The 13,677-nt window shown below is 64.8% G+C and carries 13 protein-coding genes; 5 read left to right on the plus strand and 8 right to left on the minus strand.

Features of this window, described 5'->3' with window-relative positions; genetic code table 11:
* The 6 genes from VIG32_05760 to VIG32_05785 all read right to left on the minus strand — a co-directional run.
* Positions 1–408: aminotransferase class III-fold pyridoxal phosphate-dependent enzyme (locus VIG32_05760; protein HEY8297509.1), on the minus strand; the 408-nt coding region annotated here is incomplete at its 3' end.
* Positions 409–455: 47 nt separating this feature from the next.
* Entirely contained in the window at positions 456–983 is a 528-nt protein-coding gene (locus tag VIG32_05765) for an HNH endonuclease (protein ID HEY8297510.1), read from the minus strand.
* Positions 984–1,132: 149 nt separating this feature from the next.
* Positions 1,133–1,753 carry a pyridoxal 5'-phosphate synthase glutaminase subunit PdxT gene (gene pdxT / locus VIG32_05770; protein ID HEY8297511.1) on the minus strand — a complete coding sequence of 207 codons (621 nt, stop codon included), beginning with the start codon at positions 1,751–1,753 and terminating at the stop codon, positions 1,133–1,135.
* Positions 1,754–1,756: 3 nt separating this feature from the next.
* Positions 1,757–2,650, minus strand: a complete 894-nt coding sequence (pdxS, locus tag VIG32_05775) for a pyridoxal 5'-phosphate synthase lyase subunit PdxS (protein HEY8297512.1) — start codon at positions 2,648–2,650, stop codon at positions 1,757–1,759.
* 103 nt (positions 2,651–2,753) lie between these two features.
* Positions 2,754–3,221, minus strand: a complete 468-nt coding sequence (locus VIG32_05780) for a hypothetical protein (protein HEY8297513.1) — start codon at positions 3,219–3,221, stop codon at positions 2,754–2,756.
* A 47-nt stretch (positions 3,222–3,268) separates the two neighbouring features.
* Positions 3,269–5,710, minus strand: coding sequence for an amylo-alpha-1,6-glucosidase (locus VIG32_05785; protein HEY8297514.1), 2,442 nt, complete (start codon positions 5,708–5,710; stop codon positions 3,269–3,271).
* Positions 5,711–5,802: 92 nt separating this feature from the next.
* Here VIG32_05785 and ispE point away from each other — a divergent pair, with 92 nt between their 5' ends.
* Positions 5,803–6,684: a 4-(cytidine 5'-diphospho)-2-C-methyl-D-erythritol kinase gene (ispE, locus tag VIG32_05790; GenBank protein HEY8297515.1), complete on the plus strand. Its 882-nt coding sequence runs from the start codon at positions 5,803–5,805 to the stop codon at positions 6,682–6,684.
* Positions 6,681–7,448 carry a nucleotidyltransferase family protein gene (locus VIG32_05795; GenBank protein ID HEY8297516.1) on the plus strand — a complete coding sequence of 256 codons (768 nt, stop codon included), beginning with the start codon at positions 6,681–6,683 and terminating at the stop codon, positions 7,446–7,448. The genes ispE and VIG32_05795 overlap by 4 nt, the downstream gene beginning before the upstream one ends.
* On the opposite strand, the gene VIG32_05800 is transcribed toward VIG32_05795, so the two are convergent.
* Entirely contained in the window at positions 7,423–7,989 is a 567-nt protein-coding gene (locus tag VIG32_05800) for a UbiX family flavin prenyltransferase (protein HEY8297517.1), read from the minus strand. The two genes, VIG32_05795 and VIG32_05800, sit on opposite strands and share 26 nt — an antisense overlap.
* A gap of 58 nt (positions 7,990–8,047) precedes the next feature.
* Between VIG32_05800 and VIG32_05805 the strand changes: the two genes are divergently transcribed.
* The 3 genes from VIG32_05805 to VIG32_05815 are packed head-to-tail and all read left to right on the plus strand — an operon-like array spanning position 8,048 to position 12,480.
* Entirely contained in the window at positions 8,048–9,316 is a 1,269-nt protein-coding gene (locus tag VIG32_05805) for a PD-(D/E)XK nuclease family protein (GenBank protein HEY8297518.1), read from the plus strand.
* Complete coding sequence (locus VIG32_05810; protein ID HEY8297519.1) at positions 9,313–11,517, plus strand: 3'-5' exonuclease; 2,205 nt, start codon at positions 9,313–9,315, stop codon at positions 11,515–11,517. The genes VIG32_05805 and VIG32_05810 overlap by 4 nt, the downstream gene beginning before the upstream one ends.
* 3 nt (positions 11,518–11,520) lie before the next feature.
* Positions 11,521–12,480 carry a GNAT family N-acetyltransferase gene (locus VIG32_05815; GenBank protein ID HEY8297520.1) on the plus strand — a complete coding sequence of 320 codons (960 nt, stop codon included), beginning with the start codon at positions 11,521–11,523 and terminating at the stop codon, positions 12,478–12,480.
* Here VIG32_05815 and dinB read toward each other — a convergent pair.
* On the minus strand, positions 12,477–13,523 hold the full coding sequence (dinB, locus tag VIG32_05820) for a DNA polymerase IV (GenBank protein HEY8297521.1): 1,047 nt from the start codon (positions 13,521–13,523) through the stop codon (positions 12,477–12,479). The two genes, VIG32_05815 and dinB, sit on opposite strands and share 4 nt — an antisense overlap.
* Positions 13,524–13,677 lie beyond the last annotated feature (154 nt).

Here is a 13,677-nt window from a genome sequence, read left to right on the forward strand (position 1 = left end):
GGTCAAACGCACGAAACGCGTGCGCTGCGGCTCGCCGACGTTCTGCCAGTACTGCAACGCCATCTTCAAAGCGACTTCGATCGCGCTCGCGCCGTCGCCGGAAAAGAACGCGTAGTCCATGCGCGCAAGCGCCGTCAGCCGTCGCGCCAATTCCTCGGCAACGGGGTTCGTAGCACCAAGCAGCGTCGCATGATCCAGCCTGGCGGCCTGCTCCGCGATCGCGCCGACGATTGCCGGATGCCCGTGACCGTGAATCGTCGTCCAGATCGAGCTGACCGCGTCGAATACGCGGCGGCCCCGCGAGTCGTGCAGATAGCAGCCGTCGCCGCGCACGAAGGTTCGCTCGGCCCGGTCGAACATTCGCATCTGAGTAAACGGCAGCCACAGCCGGCTCGCATCGGTGGTCACGGTAAGCGGAGATTAGGCCAATCGGGAGCGCGGACCTCGAAGGGAGGCTATTCTATGCGTTCCTCGATCGAAACGTTGTAGAGGAACAAGAACTTGCACCACTCGCCGGGCAGCGTGTTGCGCTTGATTTGGATCCACGGAATGTACTTCGGCTGCCGCGGCTTGCGCCGCAGTTTCATGTTCGCGTCGTCCGGCGTGCGGTTGTTTTTGCGATTGTTGCAGCGCATGCAGGCGCAGACGAGGTTTTCCCACGTCGACGGGCCGCCCTTACTTTTTGGGACGATGTGATCGACGGTCATCAGGCGATCCCCGTGCAGCCCGCAATACTGACAGACGTGATCGTCGCGGATGAGGATGTTCTTCTTCGTGAGCGCGACGCGCTGCATGGGCCGTTTGATGTAATAAAGCATGCGGATGATCGAAGGCATGCGCATCTCGAAGGTCGCCGACGAGATGATCCGGTCGCGCCCGTGTACCAGCTCCGCCTTGCCCGCGAAAAGCAAGCGCACGGCGCGCTGGAAGCTCGTGATGTTGAGCGCCTCGTACGTGAAGTTCAGGACGAGAACTTCGCTCACGCCGCTCGTTCCCGCCCGCAGAACGCCGTAAAAACGCAAACGGGGCCCAAAGGCCCCGCGATGTTCACGTTGGTGAGCAACGGTTCGGTCGTCGTAAGAACCCCAGCCCTCGCATGAGGGGCGGCCTGCGAACTCATCGTGCGAAAGACTTATGCGACGCTGCGTTCCTTCCCTGGCTCGCCCCGCGTCGCTTTTCGCACCATTTCGAGGAAGTAGGCGTGAACCCGGATGTCCCCGGTCAATTCCGGGTGGAACGCGGTGCCGAGCACGTTGCCGGCTCGCACCATCACGCCGTGACCGTCGCGTTGCGCGAGTTGCTCGACGCCCGCGCCGAGACGCTCGACCCAGGGCGCGCGGATGAAGACCGCCGGAAACGGCTCGCCGCCGAGAACGGGAATCGCGAGCGGAACTTCGGCCGAATCGTTCTGGCGGCCGAATGCGTTGCGCCGAACCGAGATATCGATGAGGTCGAGCGTCGGCTGCTCGAGTCCGGCGACATCGTGCGCGACGACGATCATCCCCATGCACGTGCCCCAAAGCGGCATTCCGTCGCGCACGCGGCGCCGGATCGGATCGCCAAGATCGAAGCGGGCGAGCAGTTTCATCACCGTGGTGGACTCGCCGCCGGGAACGATCAGACCATCGATGCGTTCCAGATCGGTCAGCGTTTTTACGGCGACGGTCGCCGCGCCGGCACGCCGCGTTGCGGCGACATGTTCGACCACGTCGCCCTGCAGCGCGAGAACACCGATGAGGAGCGGCCGGTCCAAGCGCTAGTTGCCTCGCGGCGCCAGCAGTTCGGACTCCGGCAGCTTGCGCAGGTCGATGCCTTCCATGGCCTGCGAATCTTTGCCGAGCGATCGGCTCGCCGCGACGATCACGGCGGGATCGGCGAAGTGCGTGGTCGCATCGACGATCGCTTTCGCGAACGCCTTGGGGTTGTTGGATTTGAAGATGCCGCTTCCGACGAAGATGCCTTCGGCTCCGAGCTGCATCATGAGCGCCGCATCCGCCGGCGTCGAGACGCCGCCCGCGCAGAACAGCACGACGGGCAGCTTCCCATCGCGCGCGATTGCCTGCACCAGTTCGAGCGGCGCGCCTAAATCACGCGCGCGGGCGACGAGTTCTTCCTTCGGCGCGACCGAGAGTTCGCGAATCGCATCGGTAATCGCGCGAATGTGGCGCACGGCTTCAACGATGTTGCCGCTTCCGGCTTCGCCTTTGCTGCGGATCATGGCCGCGCCCTCCGCGATGCGCCGCAGCGCCTCGCCGAGATCGCGCGCGCCGCAGACGAACGGCGTGGTGTAATCGTGTTTGTCGCAGTGATACTTGTCGTCGGCCGGCGTCAGCACTTCGGATTCGTCGATGAAATCGACGCCGAGTGCCTGCAGCGCCTGCGCCTCGGCGAAGTGACCGATGCGAACTTTCGCCATCACCGGAATCGTGACGGCGTCCATAATCGACCGCACCAGCTCGAGGTTGCTCATGCGTGCTACGCCGCCCATGGCGCGAATATCGGCGGGGATTCGCTCGAGGGCCATCACGGCGACGGCACCCGCCTCCTGCGCGACGACGGCTTGTTCGGGGGTCACGACGTCCATGATGACGCCGCCCTTAAGCATCTGCGCGAGCCCGCGCTTTACGGTGATCGTTCCGGTATCAGCCACGATGGTCTCCCAGGGAGGACTCGGCGTTGTCGAATCCATTGCACTCTTTGTCCCTATTCTACCAGGAGAGTTATGGGCCAACCAATGGGAACATTAAGAACGCTTACGGTTGCGGCGAGATGCTGGGGCCGGGGACGGGCGTTGGCGGGGTCCCCGAGGCCGCGGTCTGGGGCGTGGGCGTCGGCAGCGGCGCTAGGCGCCGCCAAATCGGCAGGTTTGGATTGGGGGTCGGAGTCGGCGTCGCGAGCACCGGCTTGGGCGTTTCGGTCACCTTCGGGTTCGGTCGCGGCGGCGCGGTCGGAAGCGGGACGGGCGGCACGCGGGGATCGGGAAACGCCGGATCCCCGGCGGCGGTGAGCACCTGCGAGCGCTTCCAATCCGGGCCGTACGGCGCGTTGCTTTGTTGCGGGGCAGGCGTTACCGTAACCGGCACGATGTTCGAAAGGCGCTTCTCGGTCACTTGGCCGATCACGCGGTTGCCCATCCGCTCGCCGAGGGCGATCGCGATGACCAGCACGAGGATGCCAACGGCCAGGACGAGGGTAACGAAACGCTTCGACGGATCCAACACCGCAGTCTAGTAGGGCGGCGTCCCGCTCCGGTCCTGTTTCCCCGGCCTCAAACCGGCGCCAGCTGGGGAGCGATGTCGCGGGCAGCGGCTCGTGCTTGGCGGTCGGCCGGGGTGCCGACGATCGGCAGTTCGCGCAGTTCGCCCGCCGCGAGATGCGCCCGTTCGGTGACGCCCCGAAACTCGATCGAAACGTTGCGAATCGCATCGTTCATGTTGCAGAGAAAGACGCGTACCGAGCCGCGTTCGTCCTCGAACGCGACGGCGCCGACTTCCACGGGCGAGGTGGTAACCTCGTCGCTGACGTCGCGCCCGGCGTGGATGCACACGAACGGTTCCTCCGCCGAAAGTTCGGGCATGTCGCCGTAGATCACGTTTTTTAGCAGATCGATCACGTAGGTGCAGCGCCGGCCGCCCCAATGCACGCGTGCGGCCGCGACCCAGTTCCATCCGCGCGGATGGAGCGGCACGAGATGCGGCCGTCCGCTCGTGCGATAACCGTCGAGACCGCCGACGGTCTCCGCGACGCCCCAGAGATACTTCGCGCCCGTCCAAGGCGAGAGGTACATGCCGCGATTGGTCAGCGAGCCGCCGTCGAACCACTCGCCGAACTCGCCGGGAACCGTGTTGCGCGCGCTCCCGCCCTCCATCGTATCGTAGATCGCTTCGAGCCAATGCACGGCCTCGTTCGTCATCCCGTTGCGCGCGAGCGCGACGACGAACCAGAGCGTGAGATCCGGCCAGACCCCGCCGAGCAGCCCGAACCCGTGCGACGGAAAATACCACGAGTCCGCGGTCGAGACCGTGCGCAAGCCGACCGGCGTTACGAAATCCGCCTCGCTCAACCGTCGCAGGATCGCGCGCCGCTGCTCGGCGTCGGCGACGTTGAAGAGCACCGGAAAAATCTCATCGGCCGTGAAGTTATCTTGGTAATTTTGATCCTGATCGTAGTTCATAACGAAGGCGCCGGTGTCTTCGTTAAACAGCGATTGCATCATCGCTTCGCGCAACGCTTGGCCTTCGTTTGAGTAGCGCTGCCAGCGCTCGTTATCGCCCACGACCGCGGCGAGCATCGCCGCGGACTCGAGCGCGAAGACGCCTTCGGCGTTGATCTCGGTCACCGCTCCGTCGAGCGTGTAATACGGAATGATGTTGCGCCACGAACTGATGCCGAACATATCGACGCCGCCCGCGCGGCAGAACAGCAGCCCCTTCTCGTCTTTTTGCGTGAGCATGTAATCCGCGATCTTGCAAATCAGCGGGAACGAGTCGCGAACCCACTGCTCGTCCATCGTCGCGTTATAGTGATGGAGCATGGCGATGAGATGCAGCGGCGTATCGTCGTTGATGTTCAAATCGTAGGAGGTCTTGAACGCGTTGACGCCCCGCACGTACTCGATCATTTGGCCGCTCTCTTCCACGAAGCGATTGAATACTTCGATCGCGTCGCGGCTGAATTTCGGCAAGAAGTAATCGTAACCGTGAACGAACCACGACGTATCTCGCGAAACCAGAATATCCGAGGGCGGCGAGTTGGTCGAACCCCAGCCGTTGGGGTACTCCTTGATCACGCGCAGCATGTTGGCTTTCGCCCACACCACCCCGCGGCTCACGGATGGCGAGGGCGTCATAAAGCGCGCGTCGGCGAGCTTTCCCGCGAAATAGCGCTGCGTCTCGTGAAGCGCTTTGGGATCGTGCAGCAACTGCTCGAGCGCCGGACGCGATGCTTCGCGGCCGTCTTTATGAAAGACCACCGCCAAGCGCAGCGATTCGCGCGAACCCGGAGCGATCGTAATGCGATATTCGAACGCGCCGAAGATTCGCCGGCTCACGCATTCGGCCAGCGCCGGCGTTACCTCATCGAGATGTTCCTCCGGGCGAAGCGATCCGGTGCGCATGCTGTGAAGCATCACTTGTTCGCGCAATCCCACGATGCCGGCATGCGGCTCGCGCGATCCGCCCCACCAGCGTTCGGCGCCGCTCTGCTGGTTTTTCGAACGGATGAACGAGCCTTCCACGGTCGCGCTGACTTCGTGCTCGGGTTCGCCGTAAAACCGCTGCCCCACCAACAGAGCCCACGGAAAAACCGCGACTTCGACCGCGTCGCGGCCCGGATTGTACAGCGTTACGTCGACGACGAAGCTGACCGTCCGATCGTGTTTGGGCCCGTGGGGCACGAAGAACGCCTCGGTGACGTGCACGCGGTCCTCGAGCGTGAATTCCGAGATCTGCGCGTACGGCAGGAACGTAAACTCGCGCTCGATTTGATGCGGAAAATAGGTCTTCTTGACGTCCCGCAAGCGATAGGCGATCTGATGGGTGCCGAAGATGATCTGGTCGGTATCGGCATCCCAGAGCCCGCGAACGCCGCCTTTGGCGGTCGATTGCGCGAACGATTTGAAATTTCCGAGCAACAGGCCATAAGGCGTCTCGCCTTCCGGTAAGACGTAAGCGCAAAACTCGTTGTGCTGCGCGTCGTAGCTCGATCGCATGAACTCTCTCTCTACGCCCCTGGTCGTTGATAACCCCTGTGAGGGCTCGGCGTACAAGGGTAACGGCTTACGAGCCGCGCACGTCACCGCCCATGACCGCTCCCTTGCTGCTGCGCGCGCCGGCGAAACTGAATCTGACGCTCGAAGTCCTGAGCCGCCGCGGCGACGGCTTGCATGCGTTGCGCAGCGTCATGGTGCCGATCGATCTCTACGATGAGATCGAGATCGACCGCACCCGGCCCGCGTTCGCGTTCTCGTGCGACGACCCGTCGCTCGCATCCGGGAATTTGGTCGAACGCGCCTTCGCCGCACTCGACCTTGCGCAGAGCGGTTACGGCGTTCACCTGCGCAAGCGGATCCCGACCGGTGCCGGCATGGGCGGTGGATCGAGCGACGCCGCCGCCATTTTGCTCGCCGCGCAAAACGGCGCGTTCGGCGCCGTCGGCGAGCGCGACTACCTTTCCATCGCCCGGTCGCTGGGCTCCGACGTGCCGTTCTTTCTGGTTCAAACCGGCGCGCTCGTTGAAGGCACGGGGGAGCGCATAACCGCCGCGGGCGCGCTGCCACCGTGGCATGCCGTCGTCGTCGCGCCGCCGGTCGCGGTTTCAACCGCAGCGGCGTACGCCGCGCTCGATGCGAGCGAACGCCCGACTCGGACGCGCAATACCTCGAGCAGCCTGGCGGTGCTGGCCGCGCTGCAGAGCGCGCAGTTCGAGCGCGCCGTCGAACTGCTGCACAACGATTTCGAAACGGCAATCGCGGGGCGATCGCCGGAGATAACGTCGGCTCTCGATGCTTTGCGGCGAGCCGGCGCCTCGCGCGCGCTGCTCACGGGTTCGGGTTCCTGCGTGTTCGCACTGACGCGCACGGCCGAAGATGCCGCCGCCGTGGCCGCGCGAATCGACTTGCCGAAAACGTACGGCGTTCATCGCGCGGCATTTGCCGCCGGTTCCGCGTGGCGGACCGCCGCGTGAAGATCACGACCGTCGTCCTCGCCGGCGGCCCTCCGGACGAACTCGCCGCGCACACACCCGGCGCCCCCAACAAAGCGTTTATCGATATCGCGGGCGTGCCGCTGGTCGCCCGCACGCTGCAGGCCCTGCGCGCGACGCCGCAGGTCGGGCGCATCATCGTGGTGGCTCCGCCGCAGGCGCACGGCAGCCGAGCGCTCGAGCTAGCCGACGAGTGCCGTGCCGACGGCCGGAAGATTCGCGACAGCCTCGCGAGCGGTTTGCGCGACCTGCCGCCCGACGACGACGTGCTCGTGAGCACCTCGGACTTGCCGGTTCTCACCCCCGAAGCGATCGCCGACTTTATCGCGCGCGCGCGCGCGGCGAACGCCGATATCACCTACGGTTGTCTGGAAAAGCGCACGCATGCGGCGCGCTTTCCCGAAGTGCCGCACACGTGGGCGCGGCTGCGCGACGGCACGTACTGCGGCGGCGGCTTCGTTACGATCAAGCCGCGCGCCTATCCGGCACTCGCGTCGTTTATCGAGCGGCTCGGTCACGCCCGAAAGAACCCGCTGCAGCTCGCCTCGCTCTTCGGCTGGGACGTCCTGGCGAAATTTGCGGTTCGCCGTCTCTCGATCGCCGACGCCGAACGGCGCGCGTCGCGGCTCGTCGGCGCGCCGGTCCGCGCGGTGGTCTCGCCCTATGCCGAGACCGCCGTAAACGTCGATCGCCTCAGCGACATCGCGCTGGCAGAACGGCTCATTGCGGCGAACGCCAGCGTTTGAAGAGATCGTTGGCGATACCGAATTGATCGAGCGCTTTGCCCACGGTGTGCGCCACGATGTCGTCGACGCTTTGAGGTTTAGCATACATCGCCGGAATCGGCGGCAGCAGCACGGCGCCCATCTCGGCGAGTTGGGTGAGCGTGCGAAGGTGTCCGAGATGCAGCGGCGTTTCGCGAACGACGAGCACGAGTTTACGCCGCTCCTTTAAGCAAACGTCGGCGGCCCGTACCAAGAGGTTCGAGTTGAGTGAGTGGGCGATCGCCGCCGCGCTCTTGATCGAACACGGAATCACGAGCATCCCGTCGGTGAGAAAGGAACCGCTCGAAATCGATGCGGCCAGATCGTCGTCCGAGTACACGACGTCGGCCAGCGCCTCGAAATCGGCCGCGGTCTTGTCCATTTCGAGTTCTATCGTTTGCTTGGCTTGCCCGCTGAGCACGAGATGGGTCTCGATCTCGTCGATCTCGCGCAACGCGCGTAGTGCGGCGTAGCCGTAAAGACTCCCGCTGGCGCCGCTGATACCGATAACGATCCGTCGCATGCGACGCCGTTACACGCGACGAGCAGGGGCGCCTCCGTAAGTCTCCCAAAGAGGCAGCGTGGCTTCTCCGGAACTTCGTGCCTTCGTCGCGGCTGGACTTGCGTGGCAACGCGATCGCAGCGATCGGCACGCGCGGCGACTACTTCGTTCGCCCTTCTCCGGCGTACCGCACGAAATCGCAACGGCGTACGTAACGCTTGCGGCGCGCGACGGGTCGCTGCTCGATTCGCTCGCTCGCGAGCGTTTAGCCGTCGGCGGCGACGCGCGCGAAGCACTCTTTGCGTTTCGGGAGAAACTCGATCGCGTCGCGGGCGCAGGCGACGACGCAGCCGCCGTCATCGCGCGCGAGTTCGATCTTGCGACCGAGAGCGACGCCGGCCCGCGCGCCGCGGAAGGCTTCGCGCTGGCGGATCCGGTCGCGCCGGAACCGGAGAGCGGAATGCGTACGCGTCACTCGCACTTTAGCGCATCCTCGCTCAATACGTTCGCCGAATGCCCGCGCAAGTGGTACTACCGGTATCTCTGCGCGGCCGTTGAGGACCGGGGTTCGTCGGCCTCATTTTACGGAACCGCCTTTCACGCCGCCCTCGAGGCGCTCCACCTCGAATTTCCGCATCCGAGCGATACCGGTGCCGAAGAGTTGCGCCGCAAGATCCAGGGGTATGTCAACGCCGCTTTCGATCGATTCAAGAATCGATTCGAGACGCCGGTCGAATACGAGCTACAGCGCCGGCGCGCGCAACGCACCGCGCTGCGCTACGTCGAGTGGATCGTCGCCGAAGCCGGCCGCGCACCGTTTACCGTAGTCGGCAACGAGCTGGGGGCCGAGCTCGAACTCGAGGGCTTCAATTTCATCGGGTACATCGACCGGCTCGACCGCGACGATCGCACCGGGAACGTTGCGGTCATCGACTACAAAACCGGCGCGATCGCGACGAGCGCCGCCGAATACCGCGAAAAAGTGCGGCACTTCAAAGACTTTCAACTGCCGTTCTATTACTGGGCCCGCACGGCGCAGGGCGATCGCGTCACGCGCCTCGCACTCGTTCCGCTCAAAGACGCACTCCTGGACGTGCGCCCGATCTCGCTCGAAGTCGTGCCGGTGGCACTCGGCGAGAACGCGCGCTCGAGCAGCCCGACCGGCCTCATTTCGATCGGCGAGTTAGAGCGCGCGCGCGCGCGCATGATCGAGCTCTGTCGCGAACTCACCGCCGGGGAGATCACGCGCTTCGCGGTCACGGCCGATCCCGAAACGTGTACGTACTGCGTCTACAAGGACGCCTGCATCGATCGTCCGGCACCGCACGAAGAAAAGTTCGGGCGATGAGTACCATCATCGCGGGCCCCGCCGGCAGCGGCAAATCGACGGAACTCGCTCGACGCATTCGGGCGGCTCGGCTGGAAGGTTCGGCGCCGATCGTCCTCGGCTCGTCGGAACCCTCGCTCGAGGCTCTGCGGGAAAAACTCGACGGCGACGCCGCGCACGCCGAGACCATCGACCGCTTCGCGCTGCGTCTCTTGCGCGACGCCCCGTCGAGCGGGCTCGAGCGCCCCCTGGAGCTAATCGACGACGTTGCGGCCGCGGTGATTTTCGAACGCGCGGCGGCTCCGCTGCTCACGCTCGAATGGGCCGAGTTCGTCGAGGCTCAGGTCGATCCCGAGGTGCCCGGATTGCGCGCGCCGTCGCGTTTTCTCGAGGCGGCGTTTCGCCTGATCCGCAAATTGCGTTCCGCGCAGATCGCGCCCGACGCGTTTCTGCAGAGCGCCCTCACGGGTGCCGCCGCGTTCTACGCGCAACCGCCGAATCTCGCGCACCCCGATCTGCTCTTCTACACCAAGGACAGCTATCGCGATTCGCTCGACGTATCGGCGGCGGAGCTGCAGCGTCAGTATCGTCGCGAAATCGATCTCGCCAAGATCCTCGCCAAACTTTATGCTTCCTATCTCGATTTGCTCGTCTCACACGGATGTTTGACCGCCCGCGACGCCGTCGCGGAGGCGACGCGGGTGCTGCACGAACGGCCCGCCGAAGCCGCGGCGGTTCGCGAACGTTACCCCGTCGCGTTCGTCGACGACGCACAAGATTTGAGCCTCGGTGAGCTCGAACTGCTCAAAGCCGTCTACGGCGACGGGCTCGACGGCGTCACGCTCGCGGGCGATGCGAACTCGGCAACCGAACGCTTTCGCGGCGCGCGTCCCGATCGCGTCTTTGCCGTTGCGGGCGAACGCGTCGACCTCGTGGATCAGCATCGCAGCCCCTTCGCGCTCGAGTTGGCGGCAAACCATTTGGCGGGAAGCGCGGCGCGCGTGCCGATTTCGGCGTCGGCCGAAGTGGGACTCTCGCTCTTTCGCGCGGCGACCCGGCGCGCCGAGACGCAGTACATCAGCGAATACGCGATCGAACTACTCGCGGCCGGCGCAGCGCACGACGACATCGTCATCCTCTTTCGCTCGGTCGCAAACGTTCGCGCGTACGAAGAGGCGCTGCTCGATCGAAACGTCTGCGTTGAGATCGTCGGCGATCTCAATTTGTTCCTCCAGCCGGCCGCGCTCGACGCGCTCGCGCTCTTGTGGAACGTGCACGATCCGTATCGTCACGATCTGCTGCTGCGTACGCTCTCGGGCCCGGCATTCGCTCTCTCCGATGCGTCGCTCTACACGCTCTGTAACGAACCGCCCGACGCGCAGGCGATGCTCTTTGAATCCGAGCAGCCCGAAAGTACCCGCGCGGGCCGCTGGGACGCCAAGCGCGATCTGCGGCTCGGATGGAACGTGACGCGCGGCGACCAGGACGCACAGTTGACCGTGCCGGCGCGCGAACGGCTTCTGCGCTTTCGCGCGCTGCGCACGTCGTGGGTTCGCGCTTCACGCTCGCTCTCGCTGCCCGATCTCGCACGCGCGATCTGGGACGAAGGTTTGGCACGCGCCGGCGATGCCGGGTCGGCGCGAGCGGATCGCCAGCAGCGCGTTCTGCGGCGTTTGCTCGACCGGATCGACGCATTTGCGGGATCCCATCCCGACGCGTCGCTCGGCGAGTTTCTCGAGTACGCCGACGCGCGGGCGCAGAGCGATCTAGAGGCCTGCGAGTCGTCAACCGGGCCTGGCGCGGTCCGAATCATGAGCATCGATGCCGCGCGCGGTCACGAATTCGACCACGTCGTCCTGCCGAACGTTCGGGCCGGCGCGTTTCCACGCTGGTACGCGCCGGATGCGTTCCTCTACAGTCCGAGCCTGGGAATGATCGCGAAAGAAAACGCCGGCGATGCGGTGGCGGCGCGCACCGCGAAGTTCACGTATTACATGTTCCGCACCAAAGCTCGCGAGCAGTACAACAAGGAAGAGCGTCGCGCGTTCGTCTACGCGCTGCGGCGCGCGCGGCGTACGGCGCTCGTCACGTCGAGCGAACGATCCACTCGCGGGATCACGGCCCCCGAATTCTTGACGGAACTTCAGAAGGCGGCCATCCCCGGAGCGATCGACCGTTCGGATCGCTGGCGCCCCGCTCGCACGGTCTATTCGGTTGGATAAGCAGTGAAACTACAGGAGATCCCGGCCGCTTCCTACGCGGAGCGCGTTTTGCCGCAGACGGCGGAGTTGTGGGCGAACGGGCGCAGTCACGACGCGTACATCGCGCAAACGCTCGAGATTGCCGGCTCGACATACGGCAAGCGCTCGTACCGAACGTTTGGGTTGTACGATGGCGAACGGCTGCTGGCATCCTTCAAGCGGTACGATCGCGTCGTACGCTTGGAGAATCAGCGGTTACACGCCGTCGGCATCGGTGCGGTCTTCACGCCCCCGCCCGAACGCGGCCGGGGTTTCGCGAGCGCGATGCTCGCGCTCGCGCTCGACGAGGCCCGGTCGGCGGGAGTAGACTTCGCCTATCTCTTTTCCGATATTCATCCGCAATTCTATAAGGCGATCGGATTCGTCGAGCTTCCATCGCGCTCGATATCCGTTCGTTCCGACGCTCTCGACGGCGGCCGGATCGAGGTAACCGCCGCCGGAGATCGGGATTGGACGGGCGTGCGCAAGTGTTTCGAGGAGCAAGCGCAGCGCCGTGCGTGGGGTTTCGAACGTTCGCCGATCGTGTGGGATTGGGTTCGAATGCGTATTCGACACGGATCCGAGCATGCCACCGGAGCGCCGACCAATCTCGTCGTTCATCGTAACCGCCGCGTCGTCGCTTACGTGCTCGGGCAACGCGAACCGGTTCGCGATTGCTACGTCGTCGATGAGTTCGGATTTGCCGACGACGACGCAAAAGCGATGATCCCGCGCTTGCTGCGCGGCGCCGCGGGCGATTTGCGGCGCATCACCGGCTGGCTGCCTCCCGAAATAACGCGCGACCTGCTCCCGCGTGGATCCGTCCGCAAGCGAACCGACGCGATTTGGATGGCGGCACCGCTTACAACGCCCGGTGCCACCTTCGTGCGCCTAGCCCAAGTGCCGGCCGCAAGCGACGGCGTTTGGAGCACGGACCACATCTAGGTCTCGAACAGGCTAGCCTGTTGAGGTCCTCCGAGTTCGAGTGAGGCGGCGCGAGTACCGATCAGCCGCACCGGGGAGCGACGCAAATTCGCTCGGTCGAGGCAGTACGCGGCAGCCGCGAAGATGCGCTCGGCATCCATCGTCGGCTCGGCTAAGTTCGTCTGCCGGCCGAGAATGGCGAAGTCGCCCGTTTTTATTTTGATGCCGATCGTGCGCGCGCAGAGTCCGTCTCGCGCGAGTTTCTCGGCGAGTTCGTTCGACTGCACGCGCAGAATATCGAGCAGCACGCGCTCGTCGCGCACGTCGTATTCGAAGGTCTCTTCGGTCGAGATCGATTTCGTCTCGCGCTCGGACTCGACGCGGCGCGGATCGATACCGCGCGCGAGTTGGCGCAGCTCCGCACCCCAGTTTCCGAAAATCGCGCGCGCCTGCAGTTCGTCGAGCGCGGCGACGTCACCGATCGTTGCGATGCCGCGTCGCGCGAGTCGCGCTTGCGTCTTCGGTCCGACGCCCCACAGGCGGCCGACCGGCAGCCCGGCAAGAAACGCCTCTTCTTCGCCGGGCGCGAGCGCTTGCAGCCCGTTGGGTTTTGCCGAATCCGAGAGAATCTTGGCGACCATCTTGCCGCTGGCAACGCCGGCGCTTACGGTAAGGCCGGTTTCGTTCAGCACCTCGGCGCGAACCACGCGCGCTAACTCGATGGCCTCGTTTAGCGGCATCGCACCGAAGTCGATGAAGGCTTCGTCGAACGAAAGCCCCTCGACGGCGTGGCCCCGGCGCCGAAAGATCGCAAAGATGTCGTGGGAGGCGGCGCGATATTTCGCCATATTCGGCGCTACGACCACGAGTTGCGGGCACGCTGTCAGCGCCTTGTACAGTGGGAGCGCCGAACGCACGCCAAACGGTCGCGCTTCGTAGGACGCCGTCAACACGACGGCCCGCCGGCTGCTCCCGGCGACCGCCATCGGTTTCCCGCGCAGCGTGGGATCGTCGCGAATCTCCACGCTAGCGTAAAAAGCATCGACATCAAAATGCGCGATCACATACGCCTCTGATCACGACGTGCATCCTTCGACAAGCTCAGGATGACAAGGGGGTTCTTTTTTTTTGTCATGCTGAGCCTGTCGAAGCATGAGCCTGTCGAAGCATGAGCCTGTCGAAGCATGAGCCTGTCGAAGCATGAGCCTGTCGAAGCAT

Source organism: Candidatus Baltobacteraceae bacterium, assembly GCA_036559195.1.
Lineage (GTDB): Bacteria > Vulcanimicrobiota > Vulcanimicrobiia > Vulcanimicrobiales > Vulcanimicrobiaceae > JALYTZ01.